At 67.8% G+C, this 15,149-nt stretch carries 16 protein-coding genes; 11 read left to right on the top strand and 5 right to left on the bottom strand.

Features of this window, described 5'->3' with window-relative positions:
• Positions 1-87 precede the first annotated feature (87 nt).
• Positions 88-684, bottom strand: coding sequence for a DUF3043 domain-containing protein (locus JOD52_RS06370; protein ID WP_204409112.1), 597 nt, complete (start codon positions 682-684; stop codon positions 88-90).
• 55 nt (positions 685-739) lie between these two features.
• Here JOD52_RS06370 and JOD52_RS06375 point away from each other — a divergent pair, with 55 nt between their 5' ends.
• The 10 genes from JOD52_RS06375 to JOD52_RS17460 all read left to right on the top strand — a co-directional run bounded on the left by JOD52_RS06375 (position 740) and on the right by JOD52_RS17460 (position 9,085).
• A complete protein-coding gene (locus JOD52_RS06375; RefSeq protein WP_150108406.1) occupies positions 740-2,179 on the top strand; it encodes a dipeptidase in 1,440 nt (479 codons plus the stop codon).
• Complete coding sequence (locus JOD52_RS06380) at positions 2,176-2,475, top strand: hypothetical protein (RefSeq protein ID WP_017823689.1); 300 nt, start codon at positions 2,176-2,178, stop codon at positions 2,473-2,475. Before JOD52_RS06375 ends, JOD52_RS06380 begins: the two co-directional genes overlap by 4 nt.
• A 117-nt stretch (positions 2,476-2,592) precedes the next feature.
• Positions 2,593-2,949 carry an iron-sulfur cluster insertion protein ErpA gene (gene erpA, locus JOD52_RS06385; protein ID WP_204409113.1) on the top strand — a complete coding sequence of 119 codons (357 nt, stop codon included), beginning with the start codon at positions 2,593-2,595 and terminating at the stop codon, positions 2,947-2,949.
• A gap of 230 nt (positions 2,950-3,179) precedes the next feature.
• Positions 3,180-4,115, top strand: a complete 936-nt coding sequence (gene ctaC / locus JOD52_RS06390) for an aa3-type cytochrome oxidase subunit II (RefSeq protein ID WP_204409114.1) — start codon at positions 3,180-3,182, stop codon at positions 4,113-4,115.
• Positions 4,112-5,818, top strand: a complete 1,707-nt coding sequence (ctaD, locus tag JOD52_RS06395) for an aa3-type cytochrome oxidase subunit I (RefSeq protein WP_204409115.1) — start codon at positions 4,112-4,114, stop codon at positions 5,816-5,818. Before ctaC ends, ctaD begins: the two co-directional genes overlap by 4 nt.
• Position 5,819: 1 nt before the next feature.
• Positions 5,820-6,236 (top strand): aa3-type cytochrome oxidase subunit IV, encoded by a 417-nt coding sequence (gene ctaF, locus JOD52_RS06400; RefSeq protein ID WP_204409116.1) that lies wholly within the window; start codon positions 5,820-5,822, stop codon positions 6,234-6,236.
• 148 nt (positions 6,237-6,384) lie between these two features.
• A complete protein-coding gene (locus JOD52_RS17455; RefSeq protein ID WP_275579093.1) occupies positions 6,385-6,513 on the top strand; it encodes a hypothetical protein in 129 nt (42 codons plus the stop codon).
• A 133-nt stretch (positions 6,514-6,646) separates the two neighbouring features.
• Positions 6,647-8,209: an IS21 family transposase gene (gene istA, locus JOD52_RS06405; protein ID WP_204408388.1), complete on the top strand. Its 1,563-nt coding sequence runs from the start codon at positions 6,647-6,649 to the stop codon at positions 8,207-8,209.
• On the top strand, positions 8,206-8,952 hold the full coding sequence (locus JOD52_RS06410) for an ATP-binding protein (RefSeq protein ID WP_338124028.1): 747 nt from the start codon (positions 8,206-8,208) through the stop codon (positions 8,950-8,952). Before istA ends, JOD52_RS06410 begins: the two co-directional genes overlap by 4 nt.
• Before the next feature lie 4 nt (positions 8,953-8,956).
• The gene (locus JOD52_RS17460) at positions 8,957-9,085 is read left to right on the top strand and encodes a hypothetical protein (protein ID WP_275579094.1); all 129 of its coding nucleotides are present in this window, start codon (positions 8,957-8,959) and stop codon (positions 9,083-9,085) included.
• 351 nt (positions 9,086-9,436) lie between these two features.
• On the opposite strand, the gene qcrB is transcribed toward JOD52_RS17460, so the two are convergent.
• From qcrB to ctaE, 4 genes are all read right to left on the bottom strand, one after another.
• The gene (gene qcrB / locus JOD52_RS06415; protein ID WP_204409117.1) at positions 9,437-11,107 is read right to left on the bottom strand and encodes a cytochrome bc1 complex cytochrome b subunit; all 1,671 of its coding nucleotides are present in this window, start codon (positions 11,105-11,107) and stop codon (positions 9,437-9,439) included.
• A 4-nt stretch (positions 11,108-11,111) separates the two neighbouring features.
• Positions 11,112-12,170, bottom strand: a complete 1,059-nt coding sequence (qcrA, locus tag JOD52_RS06420; RefSeq protein WP_204411552.1) for a cytochrome bc1 complex Rieske iron-sulfur subunit — start codon at positions 12,168-12,170, stop codon at positions 11,112-11,114.
• Between the two features lie 8 nt (positions 12,171-12,178).
• Positions 12,179-12,979: a cytochrome bc1 complex diheme cytochrome c subunit gene (qcrC, locus tag JOD52_RS06425; RefSeq protein ID WP_204409118.1), complete on the bottom strand. Its 801-nt coding sequence runs from the start codon at positions 12,977-12,979 to the stop codon at positions 12,179-12,181.
• 70 nt (positions 12,980-13,049) lie between these two features.
• Positions 13,050-13,778, bottom strand: coding sequence for an aa3-type cytochrome oxidase subunit III (ctaE, locus tag JOD52_RS06430; RefSeq protein WP_259804964.1), 729 nt, complete (start codon positions 13,776-13,778; stop codon positions 13,050-13,052).
• Between the two features lie 283 nt (positions 13,779-14,061).
• Between ctaE and trpD the strand changes: the two genes are divergently transcribed.
• Positions 14,062-15,141, top strand: a complete 1,080-nt coding sequence (trpD, locus tag JOD52_RS06435) for an anthranilate phosphoribosyltransferase (RefSeq protein ID WP_204409119.1) — start codon at positions 14,062-14,064, stop codon at positions 15,139-15,141.
• Positions 15,142-15,149: the final 8 nt, after the last annotated feature.

The following is a 15,149-nucleotide window of genomic DNA, read 5'->3' on the forward strand; positions in this document are numbered from 1 at the left end:
GAGGACGACGAAGCCCGCCCGGTTCGCCGGGCGGGCTTCGTCACGTCTCGATGGCCGTCGTCACTGCTTGGTGGCCGTCGTGGCAGGTCAGCGGCGCGGTGCCTCGCCGTGCTTGATCATCGGCCGCGGCAGGCGCCAGCGGCGGATCTGGATCGAGCGCATGATGCCGTAGCCCACCAGGCCGCGCTCCACCTCGCCGAACTCCTCGGTGATCTCCTTGCGCAGGCGCTTGCGCAGGAACACCGAGTCCACCACACACGCCAGGATGCCGCCCCACAGCACGATGATCATGCCGGTGCTCATCACCATGTACATCTCCGGCGCGAACAGCGGCACCACCAGCGCCACCAGCATGAACACCAGGGCAATGGGGAAGAACAGCTCCGCCAGGTTCCGGCGGGAGTCCACCACGTCGCGAACCAGGCGACGCTCCGGCCCGCGGTGCTGGACCGGCATGTTCTTCTCGTCGCCGGTCATCAGCGCCTGCTGCGCGTTCATCCGCTCGCGCTGGGAGCGTTCGCGGTCCCGGCGGCGGGCCTCCTTGCGGTCGGTCACCACCAGCGGCCGACGGCGGGCCGCCTCGGCCTCCTTGCGGCTGCGGGTGGGGCGGCCCTTGGAGCCGGGCCTGGTGGCCCGCGGCTCCGGCTCGGGCTGGGCGGGGGGCTGGGACTTGCGGAAGATCACCGGGGCAGTCTAGGCGAGGACTGCTGGGATGCGCCCGGACGGTACGGTGGCAGGCATGAGCGGAGTCGACGATCACACCACATCCACCAGTCCTGCCCCTGCCGCGAGCGGTCCCGCCCCCTGGGGGGAGCACGCCGATCCCGAGGCGTTGCAGGCGCGGCTCGACGAGCTGCTACCCCAGGCGATCGCCGATCTCGAGGATCTGGTGCGGATCCCGTCGATCGCCTTCCCCGGGTACGACCGTGAGCCCGTGCGGCGCAGTGCCGAGGCAGTGGCAGGTCTCCTGCGCGAGGCCGGCATGCCGGAGGTCACGATCGAGTCGGTGGGCGAGGGCGCCCCGGCGGTCATCGCCCGCAGGCCCGCCCGCGAGGGCATGCCCACCGTGATGCTGTACGCCCACCATGACGTCCAGCCCACCGGTGACGTCGATTCCTGGACCAGCGCCCCCTTCGAGCCCACCCGGCGCGGGGAGCGGATGTTCGGTCGCGGCGCCGCCGACGACAAGGCCGGGGTGATGGCCCACGTGACCGCCCTGCGACTGGTGGGGGAGCAGCTCGCAGAGCAGGGGATCGGGGTGACCGTGTTCGTCGAGGGCGAGGAGGAGTGCGGCTCGCCCACCTTCCGCCCCTTCATCGAGGCCTTCCGCGACCGCCTGGCCGCCGACCTCATCATCGTCGCCGACTCCGCCAACTGGGACGTGGGCACACCCGCCCTCACCACCAGCCTGCGGGGAGTGGTGGACCTGACCGTCGAGGTGCGGGTGCTGGAGCACGCCGTCCACTCCGGACTGTTCGGTGGCCCCGTGCTGGACGCACTGACTCAGCTCTCGCGCCTGATTGCCACGCTCCACGACAGCAACGGCGAGGTGGCGGTGCCCGGACTGGTGCGCGCAGAGGACCCTGCCGTCGAGATGCCCGAGGAGGACTACCGCCGCGACGCCGGTGTCCCCGAGGGCCTCGAGCTCTCCGGTACCGGCGGTATCGCCGCCCGCCTGTGGACCCGGCCTGCACTGTCCGTGATCGGCATCGACGCCCCCGCCGTGCAGCAGGCGTCCAACACCCTGATCCCCGCGGCCCGCGCCAAGCTCTCCCTGCGCATCCCCCCGGGCCAGGAGCCCGCCGCCGCGATGGACGCGCTGGTGTCCCACCTGGAGCAGAACACCCCGCCCACCGCGCAGGTCACCATCCGTCGCGGGGAGGAGGGCAAGCCCTACCAGGCCCATCAGGACACGCCCGCGACGAGCCTGGCCCGCGCGGCCCTGGGGGCCGCCTGGGGCAACGAGGCGGTGGACACCGGGCTCGGTGGCTCCATCCCCTTCATCGCCGACCTGCTCGAGGTGTTCCCCGAGGCCGAGGTGCTGGTGACCGGGGTGGAGGACCCCCAGTCCCGCGCCCACGGCATCGACGAGTCCCTGCACCTGGGCGAGTTCGCGAAGGTGTGCCTGGCCGAGGCGCTGCTGCTGAGCGGCGCCGGATCCCTGGGCAGGCGCGCATGAGCAGGCCCGATCAGCGCGCCGGGCGCACCCACGGCGACGACCGCAGCAGCGGGAGCAGCAGTCCCACGGTGTCGGTGCTCACCGTCCCGGCCCTGTTCGGCGGTCTGGTGCTCGGTTTCATGGTCGGGTACTGGCTGGTGTGGTGGGGTGCCCTGGTGGTGGTCGTCGTGGCGATGGCCGCCTTCGGCGCAGTGGTCGCCGGGCGTGAGCGCGACGCCGCGACAGCGCTGATCCTGGGCACCGTGCTCGGCTACGGGGGAGTGCTCCTGCTGGCGGCCTTCCGCGGGGCGCTCTGACCCCCGCGGGATCCGCTGACCCCCACGGCCGGGGTGAGCCTCATCGCCCTTGCCCATCGGCCGCGCGACCGTCGCGCGGCGTACGCTTGACCCACGTCTGTATCGAGGAGGACCTCCATGACCACCGCCACAGAGCGCACCACCGCCGCCCACGGCGTGACCCTCACCCCCGTCGCCGTCGCCAAGGTGAACACCCTGCTCGAGCAGGAGGGCCGTGACGACCTGCGCCTGCGGATCGCCGTGCAGCCCGGCGGCTGCTCCGGCCTGATCTACCAGCTGTACTTCGACGAGCGCCTCATGGACGGTGACCTCACCGTCGAGTTCGACGGCGTCGAGGTCGTCGTTGACAAGATGAGCAACCCCTACCTCGCCGGGGCCGTCATCGACTTCGCCGACAGCATCGAGAAGCAGGGCTTCACGATCGACAACCCCAACGCGCAGAGCTCCTGCGCCTGCGGCGACTCCTTCGGCTGAGACGCACCTCACAGGCCCTTCACAGCAGCCTCCGTCCAGCGTGCCTTTGGTCCCGGAACCTCGGAAAACGCGTATGATGACGGGGTGCCGTCACGTGTCGGGGCCGAGTCGAGGTCATAGAACGGCCAGGTCCCGACCCACTCGTCAGAGTGCGGCACCGCGGGCGGCAGCCCACCGAGCACCGGCTCCCCTCCCCAGGGGCCCACGGAACGAGCGGAAGGTCATCCTCAGTGATCCCCCAGGCCACACAGCGTCCGCGGCGTCGACGCCGCGCGACGGCAGCAGGCGCGGCCCTCGCGGCGCTGCTGCTGACCGGTTGCACCGACGAGCAGCTGCGCGGTTACTTGCCCGGCTACAACGACGGCCAGGTCACCAACCAGACCGAGCGCATCACCACCATGTGGGTGGGCTCGTGGTCCGTGCTGGTGATCGTCGGCCTCATCGTGTGGGCCCTGAGCATCTGGTGCGCCATCGCCTACCGCCGCCGCAAGGACGACACCGGCTACCCCATCCAGCTGCGCTACCACGTGCCGCTGGAGCTGATGTTCACCCTGCTGCCCGTGGTCATGGTCATGACCTTCTTCTACTTCACCCAGCGTGACGTGCGCGAGATCGAGCACCACGTGGCCGAGCCCGATCTCACGGTCAACGTGGTGGCCAAGCAGTGGAGCTGGGACTTCAACTACGTCGAGCCCGACGTCCACGAGCCCGCCGGCGTGCAGTCCTTCCAGACCGGCCAGGAGGGCGCGGCAGAGGCCTTGCCCGTGCTGTACCTCCCCGTGGGTCAGACGGTCGAGTTCCAGCTGGACTCCCGCGACGTGGCCCACTCCTTCTGGGTGGTGGACTTCCTGTACAAGAAGGACATGTTCCCGGGCCGCACCACGAGCTTCCAGATCACCCCCACCCGTGAGGGCGTCTACGCCGGCAAGTGCGCCGAGCTGTGCGGCGAGTACCACTCGGACATGCTCTTCAACGTGCACGTGGTCTCCCAGGAGGAGTTCGATGCCCGCATGCAGGAGCTCGCGGACCAGGGCAACACCGGTCAGCTCGGTGTGGACCTGAACCGCAACGAGGAGGACTGGTCGATGCGCGAGCGCTACGACGAGGCACACCCGCGCAACGCCGAGCGCACCACCACCCCGGCCGGCGAGGAGACTGACCAGTGAGCGCCCCCACCACCACGACCCATCAGTCGACCGGTCATGTCCGAGCCGATGGCGAGCACAGGCGTGGCAGCAGGATCTTCCAGCTGCTGACCACCACGGACCACAAGCTCATCGGCCTGATGTACATGGGTATGGCCTTCGCCTTCTTCTGCTTCGGCGGTGTGCTGGCGCTGATGATCCGCGCTGAGCTGTGGGAGCCCGGCCTGCAGGTCGTGGTCTCCAAGGACCAGTACAACCAGCTGTTCACCATGCACGGCACGATCATGCTGCTGATGTTCGGCACCCCGCTGTTCAACGGCTTCGCCAACTACCTGGTGCCCCTGCAGATCGGCGCCGTGGACATGGCGTTCCCGCGCCTGAACATGTTCGCCTTCTGGCTTACCCTGTTCGGCTCCCTGATCGCCGTGGCCGGCTTCCTCACCCCGCAGGGTGCGGCCTCCTTCGGCTGGTTCGCCTACGCCCCGCTGTCGGACACCACGTTCAGCCCCGGCCTGGGCGGTGATCTATGGGTCTTCGGCTTGGCCTTGCAGGGCTTCGGCACGATCCTGGGCTCGGTCAACTTCATCACCACCATCATCTGCATGCGCATGCCCGGCATGACCATGTTCCGCATGCCGATCTTCACCTGGAACATCCTGATCACCGGTGTCCTGGTGCTGATGGCCTTCCCGCCGCTGGCGTCGGCACTGCTGGCCCTGGGAGCGGACCGCCGCTTCGACGCGCAGATCTTCAACCCCGAGAACGGCGGACCGGTGCTGTGGCAGCACCTGTTCTGGTTCTTCGGCCACCCCGAGGTGTACGTGCTGGCGCTGCCGTTCTTCGGCATCGCCTCCGAGATCATCCCGGCCTTCAGCCGCAAGCCGATCTTCGGGTACAAGACCCTGGTGGGCGCCACCATCTCGATCGCGGCCCTGTCGGTCACCGTGTGGGCGCACCACATGTACACCACCGGCGCGATCATGCTGGACTTCTTCGCCTTCATGACAATGCTGATCGCCGTCCCCACCGGCGTGAAGTTCTTCAACTGGATCGGCACCATGTGGCGAGGCTCGATCACGTTCGAGACCCCGATGCTGTTCACCCTGGGCTTCCTCACCACCTTCCTGTTCGGTGGCCTGACCGGCGTGATCCTGTCCAGCCCGGTGCTCGACTTCCATCTCTCCGACACCTACTTCGTGGTGGCCCACTTCCACTACGTGCTCTTCGGGACCGTCACCTTCGAGATGTTCGCCGGCTTCTACTTCTGGTGGCCCAAGATGTTCGGGTTCAAGCTCAGCGAGACGATCGGCAAGATCCACTTCTGGCTGCTGATGATCGGCTTCCATCTGACGTTCCTGGTCCAGCACTGGCTGGGCGTCGCCGGCGCACCCCGCCGCTACGTCAACTACCTGGCCGAGGACGGCTTCGGGTGGATGAACCAGCTCTCCACCGTGGGTGCGTTCATCCTGGGCGCCTCGACCCTGCCGTTCATCCTGAACGTGGTCCTCACCCACATCAAGGGCGAGAAGATCCTGGTGGACGACCCCTGGGGCTACGGTGCCTCGCTCGAGTGGGCAACGTCCTGCCCGCCCCCGCGTCACAACTTCCACTCCCTGCCGCGAATCCGGTCTGAGCGCCCGGCCTTCGACCTGCATCACCCGGAGGTCGCAGCGCAGGACTACATGCTGCAGCAGGAGCCCGCCGTGAACAAGGACACCAACTGACATGAGAGCATCCGCGCGCATCTTCTGGATCCTCGCGATCTTCTTCCTGATCGTCGGGATCGCGTACGGTCTGCTGACCGGCCTGTATGAGCCACTGGGCATCGAGACCGTGGGCTTCCCCGCGATCCTGGCCCTGGCCGGCCTGGCAGCCATGATCGCCCTGTACCTGTCCCTGAACAACCGCAAGTTCGGCACGCGTCCCGAGGACCAGCTGGACGCCGAGGTCGAGGACGAGGCCGGTGTGCAGGGCAGCTTCGCCCCGTACAGCTGGTGGCCGCTGTGGGCCTCGCTCGGTGCCGCGCTGGTGTTCCTGGGCGTCGCGGCCGGCTGGTGGATCTTCGCGCTCGGCTCCATCGTCGCCATCCTTGGCGTGATCGGCTGGGTCATGGAGTTCTCCACCGGTCAGTACGAGCACTGACCCGCAGCAGTCCCTGAGCGGCCCCGCACCGGAATCCCGGTGCGGGGCCGCTCTCTCGTGCGTCCTCATCCGGGGCGGGTCCTGCTACCGTGTGGCCAGCACCGTGCCTGGTCACTCCAGGCACCTGGACACCCTCAGGAGGCCACGGATGATGATCGGTGGAGCGACGAACCCGGTGGGCCGCGCGGAGCAGGAGATCAAGTCCCTCTTCGCCGGCGACGACGTGATCGCCGGGGCGGTGGACTGGGTGAATATTCGCCTCGCTGGGGTCCGCTGATCGAGGGTTCGGGTGCCACGTCGCTGCCGTAGCGGTGGCGTCGTTCGGGACCACCAGTGGTGTCGTTGGGGCCGCTCTGTCTACGCTCCTTCCGCCGTGTGTATAGGGCACGCGGCGGAAGGAGCAATCTGGAATGGTACGGAAGATCAGGGCGAAGCTGGTGCTCCAGCTGCGCGCAGAAGGTCTGTCGGGGCGAGCGATTTCGTCCTCGCAGGGCATGTCCCGCAAGTCCGTGAGGGCGGTGTTCGAGGCCGCTGACGCTGCAGGGATCGGGTGGGGCGATATCGCGGACGTCGCCGATGAGCAGGTGTATGCCCGGTTGTTCCCGGGCCGGGGCGAGCACGAGAGCGTGTTCGCACAGCCGGACTGGGAACAGGTCCATCGAGAGATGGCCAGGGTCGGCGTGACGCTGAAGCTGTTGCACGGCGAGTACTTCGACGCGACCACGGCGGCTGGGGATCCGGCGATGGGGTATGACCGGTTTTGCCGCACCTACCAGCACCACGTCATGGTCACCGGTGCCGCTTCGAGAGTCGGTCACAAGGCCGGCCAGAGCGTGGAGGTCGACTGGTCCGGCCCCACGATGGAGCTGGCCGATCCGGTCACCGGCGAGGTCTCGAAGGTGTTCTTGTTCGTTGCCTGCCTGCCTTTTTCTCGTTACGCGTTCTGCTTCCCGGCGCTGGATATGCGCCAGGAGTCCTGGCTGCGAGCGCACGTAGCGATGTTCGAGGCGCTGGGCGGGACGGTCCCGAGGATCGTTCCGGACAACCTCAAGACCGGTGTGGTGAAGCACCCCCGCGAGGGCGAGATCGTCCTGAACGATGCGTATCGCGAGATGGCAGCGCATTACTCGGCGGCGGTGCTCCCGGGGAGGGTGCGGAAACCGAAAGACAAGGCGAGCGTGGAGAACACCGTCGCGCACGTCGCGACCTGGGTCATCGCCGGGCTGCGGGATCAGCGATTCACGTCCCTGCCCGAACTTGCAGCCGCCATCGGGCAGCGGATGGAGGCCTATAACGCGGAGCCGTTCCAGAAGCGGCCCGGATCCCGCGCCAGCGTGTTCGACGCGGAGGAGCGGCCGCTGCTGACGCCGCTGCCGGCGGTGCCCTACGAGATCTCGACATGGCACTACGGACGACGAGTGGGCAGGAACGGGCACGTCACGTTCGCGCGGAACTTCTACTCCGCGCCGTTCGCGCACATCGGCGCGAAGGTCGATCTGCGCATCACGGCCCGGACGCTGGAGATCTATCAGGGCAGCCAGCGACTGACCAGTCACCTGCTGCTCCCGGAGACCGCGAGCAATGAGTACCGCACCAACGACGCGGACCTACCTGCGGGCGAGCGTTTCCAGGCCTGGGACGCGCAGAGGGTGCGGGCGTGGGCAGATCGGGTCGGGCCGGCCACGGTGATCGTGATCCAGCGGATCTTCGAGTCCGTGCCGATCGTGGAACAGGGCCTGGATCCCGCGTTGGCGGTGCTACGGCTCTCTCGCCGCTTCTCCGTAGATCGGGTCGAGGCGGCCTGCGCACTCGCGCTGACGGGACGGGTCCGTTCACCGCGCTATGCGCATCTGCACCCGATCTTGGCCACCGGGCAGGACAAGGTCGCCGCCCTGCGTCCACCCCGCGAGGAACCCGCGGAAGACGGCGGATACGTCCGTGGCGCCGACTACTACGCCGGAGGTGTCCGGTGAGCGTGATCGATAACGACACGAAGCGGAAGCTGCGCGAGATGGGCGCGACCGCGCTGCTGGACGCGATCGATGCCCAGGATGAGGCTCACGTGCTGGGGATGTCGTTCCAGGAACGGCTCCAGCTGATCGTGGACGAGGCGCATTCCATCTTCAATCATGGAAAGGTCGAGGGTCTGATCCGCCGGGCGGGGCTGCGTTATCCCGGAGCGGACCTGCGGCGGCTGGATCTGGTCGAGGAACGGGGACTGAACCGGAACGTGATCGCGCAACTGGCAACCTGCTCCTTCATCCAGCGGCAACAGAACGTGGTCTTCCAGGGCTTCACCGGCTCAGGGAAGTCCTACCTCGGCTGCGCGCTGGCGAAGCAGGCCTGCCAGCACCGGCTCCGAGCCCACTACATCCGAATGCCCGACCTCGAAGAGGCCTGGGCCCTGGCAAAGGACAAGCCGCAGGGCCAGACGAAGTTCCTGCGGAAGTACTCCACGTTCTCGCTGCTGGTGATCGACGAGTGGCTGCTGGACCATCCTGACGAGGGAATGCGTTCGATGCTGCTGGAACTGCTCGAGCGCCGCTATGACACCGGCTCGACCGTGTTCTGCACCCAGTACCCGAAGAAGGACTGGCACGCCCGGCTCGGTGGAGCAGTCCACGCCGATGCGATCATGGACCGCATCGTGCACAACACAATCTGGATCGACACCGGCGACAGGAACATGCGAGAACACACCGCACTGCCCCAGTGACCCGATGCCGGCGGGAGCCAGTGGTCCCCACCGCGGCGGCTACTGGCCCCCGTCGGCACGATCGGCGGTCCCCAAGAGCAAGATTCGGTGGCTCCCACGACTACGAATACTCACTGGGCACGCGGCGTGCTGATGGAGCGAGGCATCGACCCCTCGGCGCACCCTGTGCGAGCACTCAGGGCTCTGCGGAAGGCCGACCGGCGCCTGAGCCTGGGCTCGGCCCGCTACCTGGCCGATGCCGCCGCGGGGCGCCCCCAGCGGCGCGGACACACCCGCAGTCCCTTCCTGGAGTGACGGGTGCGGCCCCGAGCCGCACAGGCACCCCGGATCGCAGACCGTTCCCAAATGAGTCGGACAGACGAATATATGCGTACTCGGTAGAACAGTCGAAGCGCACAGATCTACAGCGGAAGGGCCCCGCAGCGAACTTCGGGGCCCTTCAGCCTGTGGTGGGGGAGTGCGGACCCCCGCGATCATCAGGCGATCAGTGGGTGGCCTTCTCCGCAGGGGTGCGGTAGTCGCCGCCAGTGAGCTGATCGATCGTGTGCTTCTCGTGGCCGGCGTGCTCCAGGGCCTCCCGCAGCTCGGCGGGGCTGGCCGGAGTAATGCTGTCCTTGAAGAAGAACGATGTCGCCGCAGCGCGGAGCGATGAGACGCCGTTGCCGGCCTTGAGCGGACGGTAGTCATCGTGCTGGACCAGGACCCAGCGGTCGTACTCGTTCAGCGGCTCGTGAATCTCGATCATGTCGCCGGTCTCGGTGCGCACAATGCGGGAGGTCTCCACGCCGTGCAGCGCCTTCTGGTGGGCCTGACGCTGGAGTGACAGGCACAGGCGCTTTGTGATCCAGAACGCGAGCACCGGGGCCACGAAGAACAGGATCCGGTACAGCCACGTGAGGTCGTTGATCGACAGGTCCAACGCGATCGCCAGCAGGTCGTTCGCCGCGGCGAGCACGAGCACGATGTAAACGGTGATCCAGGCGACGCCGAGGCCGGTGCGGACCGGGGTGTTGTACGGCAGGTCCAGCAGGTGGTGCTCCCGGTCATCACCGGTCACCCATGCCTCGATGAACGGGTACAGGGCCAGGAAGCCCAGCATCGCGCCGTAGAACATCATCGGGATCAGCATGTTCCAGGAGAACACGTAGCCGAAGATCGTCGACTCCCAACCCGGGATCAGGCGCAGGCCACCGTCGGTGAACAGCATGTACCAGTCGGGCTGCGAACCGGCTGAGACAGGGGACGGATCGTACGGTCCGTACACCCACACAGCGTTGATGCTGGTGGTGGCGGAGATCAGGGCGATAACGCCGAACACCAGGAAGAAGAAGCCCCCGGCCTTCGCGGTGTACACCGGGAACAGCGGGAAGCCCACCACGTTGCGGTCGGTGCGCCCCGGGCCGGGGTACTGGGTGTGCTTGTGCAGCACCAGCAGCACCAGGTGGATCGCGATCAGTCCCAGGATGGCTGCGGGCACCAGCAGGATGTGGATGGTGAACAGGCGCGGGATGATGTAGGTCCCGGGGAACTCGCCTCCGAACAGCAGGAACGAGATGTAGGTGCCCACCACCGGCATCGACTTCGCCAGGCCGTCCGCGATGCGCAGTCCGTTCCCGGACAAGACGTCATCCGGGAGGGAGTAGCCGGAGAACCCGGCCACCATCCCGAGGATCATCAGGGTAAAGCCGATCAGCCAGTTCAGCTCACGCGGCTTGCGGAAGGCCCCGGTGAAGAACACGCGGAACATGTGCACGTAGATCGCGACCATGAACACCAGGGCCGCCCAGTGGTGCATCTGCCGGAACAGCAGACCACCGGTGACCTCGAAGGAGATCTCCAGCGTGGACTCGAAGGCGCGAGACATGTGCTCGCCCTGCAGCGCCTCGTACGGGCCGTTGTAGATAACCTCCTCCATGGAGGGGTCGAAGAACATGGTCAGGAAGGTGCCGGTGATCAGCAGGATGACGAAGCTGTACAGAGCCACCTCGCCGAACATGAACGACCAGTGGTCGGGGAAGATCTTCCGGGCGAAGAACTTGATGAAACCGCCGCCGGAGACGCGCTGGTCCAGCCAGTCACCGCCGACGGCACCGAGCTTCATCGCGCGCCCCTGCTTCGGGGCCTGCTTCTGGGATGCGGGAGTCGTGGTCGACACGTGATCACTTGTCCTTGTGGATGTCCCAGAAACTGGGACCGATCGGCTCGGGGAAGTCGCCGCGGGCCACCAGGTAGCCCTCGGCATCGACCTCGATCGGGAGCTGGGGGAGCGGTCGGTGGGCCGGGCCGAAGATGACCTTGGCGGCGTCGGTGACGTCGAAGGTGGACTGGTGGCAGGGGCACAGCATGTGGTGCGTCTGCTGCTCGTACAGCGCCACCGGGCATCCCACGTGGGTGCAGATCTTGGAGAAGGCGAGAATGCCCTCGTACCCGTTCGCCAGGCTCTCCTCGTTCTTGCCGAGCTTCGGGTCGATGCGCACGATGACCGTGGCCGCCTTGGCGCGCTCCTCCAGGAAGTGCGGGGTCTCGGAGGTGAGGTCCTCCGGCATCACGTGGAAGATCGAGTTCATCGCGACGTCCGAGGCCTTGATGGGGGTGCCGTCGTGGTCCCGGGCCAAGCGCATCCCCGACTTCCAGAAGGTGTGGTGCAGCTTGTTTCCCGGCATCGGACCCAGGGTGGACAGCGGGGCCAGCACAGCGATCGGCAGGGCCGCCAGCGCCGCCACCATCGAGGTGACGATCAGCGGACGGCGGCCGATACCGGATTCGTCCAGGCCACCCGTGATGATGTCGACCGCGGCCCCGCGGGACTCGTCGGTGCTGCGGATCGGGTGCCGCTCCTCGACCACCTCGTCATCGGGCATCAGGGTCTTGGCCCAGTGCACAGCAGCAGCGCCGATGAAGAACACGGCGATCGCCAGACCAAGGCCGGTCACCAGGTTGGACCACCACAGGGCCTCCCAGGTGCCCGACTCCGCGAAGAGGTTCTTGTGGTGCGGGGTGACCAGGAAGTACGAGGCGATGAAGAGCACGGTGCCCAGCACGGACACCAGGAAGAGCCCGGCGACGATGCGCTCGGCGCGCTTTTCGGCCCTGGGGTCCACGTCCGCGCGACGGTGCTGGTGCGGGGGCAGGCCGGGGTTGGGGAACCCGCCGTCCTCGCGCGGGGCGATGGCGCTGACACCGCGGGCAGGACGGGTTCCGTCGATGTTGTCGTTCACGTGCGTGCTCACTTCGCCTTCGCCCCCAGCCACACGGCACAGCCGGTCAGGAGGGTGAGGATGATGGTCCATGCGTACAGGCCCTCGGTCACCGGACCGAGTGAGCCCAGGGAGATGCCGCCGGGGGAGCCGACCTCCTCGAGCTGATCGAGGTAGGCGATCACGTCGCGCTTGTCCTCGGGGGTGAGGTTGTTGTCGTTGAACACCGGCATGTTCTGCGGGCCGGTCTCCATCGCCTCGTACACGTGCTTGGGCTCCAGGCCCAGCACCGGCGGGGCGTACTTGCCGCGAGTCAGCGCGCCGCCGGCACCGGCAGCGTTGTGGCACATGGCGCAGTTGATGCGGAAGATCTCACCGCCGTTGACGGGGTCACCGGCCTCGGCGTCGAGGTACTCGGCAACAGGCACGGCCGGACCGGGGCCCAGCGAGGCGACGTACGCGGCGAGCTGCCGGGTCTGCTCCTCGTTCATCTGCGGGGGCTTGCGAGCGGCCTGCGCACCGGAGCGCTGCATCGGCATGCGGCCGGTGCCCACCTGGAAGTCCACTGCCGCGGCTCCCACGCCGATCAGGGAGGGGCCGGTGGTCTGGCCGTCCGGGTCCATCTGACCCTCGGCGTTGCGGCCGTGGCAGGAGGCGCAGTTGGCCAGGAACAGTGCCTCGCCTTCGGCGATGTCCTCCTGGGTGTAGGTCTCGGCCTGGGCCACGCGCGGCTGGAAGGCGGCGTACAGCCCGCCTGTGGCGACCAGCGCGAGCAGCAGTATCACGAGCAATGCCATCGGGTGATGGCGACGTGCGGCGAGTGCCTTCACGGTTCGGACCTCGATTCGTGGAGGAGTCGGGCGGGGACGGGGGACGTACCGGGGAGCAGCGGGTGCTGGATCAGAAGATCGACCAGTTGAAGTCGACGGGGATGGCGTTGCCACCGCGCATGGTCATGATCGGATCCAGCAGGTAGACGATCGCGAACAGCACGATCCACACGATGTCCACGAAGTGCCAGTAGTAGGACACGCAGATTGCGGAGACCTGCTCGTGCTGGGTGAACTTGGAGGCCGCGAAGGCGCGGGCCAGCACCATCAGGAAGGCGATCAGACCGCCGATGACGTGGATGCCGTGGAAGCCGGTGGCCAGGTAGAAGATGGACCCGAAGGGGGAGGACGACATCGTTACCCCGTGGTGCACCAGCTCGGCGTACTCGAAGGCCTGCCCGGCCACGAAGATCGCGCCCATGATGTAGGTCAGGGTGAACCACTCGATCATTCCCCAGCCGGCGATGTTGAAGATCGAGCCCTCGCGGCGCTTGCGCGGTTCGAACACGCGGCCGCCGGGGAGGCGCCCCTCGGCCATGTAGACGCCGATCTGGCAGGTGACCGAGCTGGCCACCAGGATCGAGGTGTTCAGCAGCGCGAAGCCCTGCTTGAAGTTGGCCTGGCCGTCGGCGAAGACGTCCGGCACCATCGACCGCAGCGTGAAGTACATCGCGAAAAGGCCACCGAAGAACATCAGCTCGCTGGCGAGCCAGATGAACGTCCCGATCTGGGTCGGGTTGGGGCGGCCCACCGCCGGCGCGGCGGGGGCTGGGCGCTCAGTCAGGGTCGCAGTAGTCACGTCACCATTATGTCGTGTCGTCAGATTCAGCGGGACCAGTTCACGACCTCCGGACCCACCGCGGGGCACGGCGCCCGGGCGAACCATGTCAGCATAGCTCCCCTGACGCCGCGTCACGAACCTGGACACGCACTCGATGTGCAGGTGACGGCCAGGTGTGACCGTCGTGACCGATCCGTGATCCGGTCCGAGCGGCGCCGCGTGATCGTCAGGATGCGTGCTGCCCGATCCGCACTGTGGTCCCATCCGGCTCCCACCGGCGCGGCGGTGGGATGATCGATGCATGAACGAGAGCACCCCGACCTGGTCCCGGATCACCGCCCGCCTGGTGCGCGGCGACGAGCTCACCCATGCAGAGGCGAGCTGGGCGATGGACGAGGTCATGAGCGGCGAGGCCACCCCCGTGCAGCTGGCCGGGTTCCTGGTGGCCCTTCAGGCGAAGGGAGTGACCAGCACCGAGCTGGGCGCCCTCGCCGATGCCATGACCTCCCATGCCCGTCCCGTGGAGGCCCCCTCGCATTCCATCGACATCGTGGGCACCGGTGGGGATCTCGCGCAGACCGTGAACATCTCCACCATGGCCTCGATGGTCATCGCCTCCACCGGCCGCACCGTGGTCAAGCACGGCAACCGTGCCTCCACCTCCCGCTCCGGTTCCGCCGATGTGCTCGAGGCGCTCGGGGTGCGCCTGGACCTCCCCGTCCCCGTGGTCGAGGACCTGGTGGACAGGATCGGGATGACGTTCCTGTTCGCCCAGGTGTTCCATCCCTCCATGAGGTACACCGCCGAGGCTCGCAAGGGGCTGGGCATCCCCACGGTGATGAACATCCTGGGGCCGATCACCAATCCCGCACGGCCCAGGGCCAGTGCGGTGGGTGTGGCCGATGCCACGGTTGCGCCGACGGTGGCCGGGGTGTTCGCCTCTCGGGGCACCAGCGCCCTGGTGTTCCGCGGCCAGGACGGCCTGGACGAGCTCACCGTCACCGCCCCGTCGGACGTGTGGGAGGTGCGCGGCGGTCAGGTGCGCGAGCATGTGCTGGATGCCGAAGAGCTGCTGGGCGTGGGCCGCGCCGGCCACGACGCCCTGCGAGGCGGCACCGCCGAGGAGAACGCCCAGGTGGCCCGGGACCTGTTCGCAGGTTCCCGCGAAGGCCGCATGGGCCCGGTCCGCGACGCCGTTCTGCTGAACGCCGCCGCCGGCGTGCTCGCCTACGACGGGATCGACCAGGCTGCGGCCGACGGCTTCCACGAGCGCTTCGCAGCCTCCTTCGCCGAGGCGCGGGATGCGCTGGACTCCGGGCGCCCGGCCGAGCTCCTGGACCGCTGGGCGCGCGCCTCCCAGGCTGCCTCCGAGGGGCGCTGACCCGAGGA

This window comes from Brachybacterium muris (assembly GCF_016907455.1).
GTDB lineage: Bacteria > Actinomycetota > Actinomycetes > Actinomycetales > Dermabacteraceae > Brachybacterium > Brachybacterium muris.

What these genes read in the sequence shown, in the direction of transcription:
- JOD52_RS06375 (WP_150108406.1), top strand. Translation starts at nt 740, where the DNA reads ATGAGCGGAGTCGACGATCACACCACATCCACCAGTCCTGCCCCTGCC.
- JOD52_RS06380 (WP_017823689.1), top strand. Translation starts at nt 2,176, where the DNA reads ATGAGCAGGCCCGATCAGCGCGCCGGGCGCACCCACGGCGACGACCGC.
- erpA (WP_204409113.1), top strand. Translation starts at nt 2,593, where the DNA reads ATGACCACCGCCACAGAGCGCACCACCGCCGCCCACGGCGTGACCCTC.
- ctaF (WP_204409116.1), top strand. Translation starts at nt 5,820, where the DNA reads ATGAGAGCATCCGCGCGCATCTTCTGGATCCTCGCGATCTTCTTCCTG.
- JOD52_RS17455 (WP_275579093.1), top strand. Translation starts at nt 6,385, where the DNA reads ATGATGATCGGTGGAGCGACGAACCCGGTGGGCCGCGCGGAGCAGGAG.
- istA (WP_204408388.1), top strand. Translation starts at nt 6,647, where the DNA reads ATGGTACGGAAGATCAGGGCGAAGCTGGTGCTCCAGCTGCGCGCAGAA.
- JOD52_RS17460 (WP_275579094.1), top strand. Translation starts at nt 8,957, where the DNA reads ATGCCGGCGGGAGCCAGTGGTCCCCACCGCGGCGGCTACTGGCCCCCG.
- trpD (WP_204409119.1), top strand. Translation starts at nt 14,062, where the DNA reads ATGAACGAGAGCACCCCGACCTGGTCCCGGATCACCGCCCGCCTGGTG.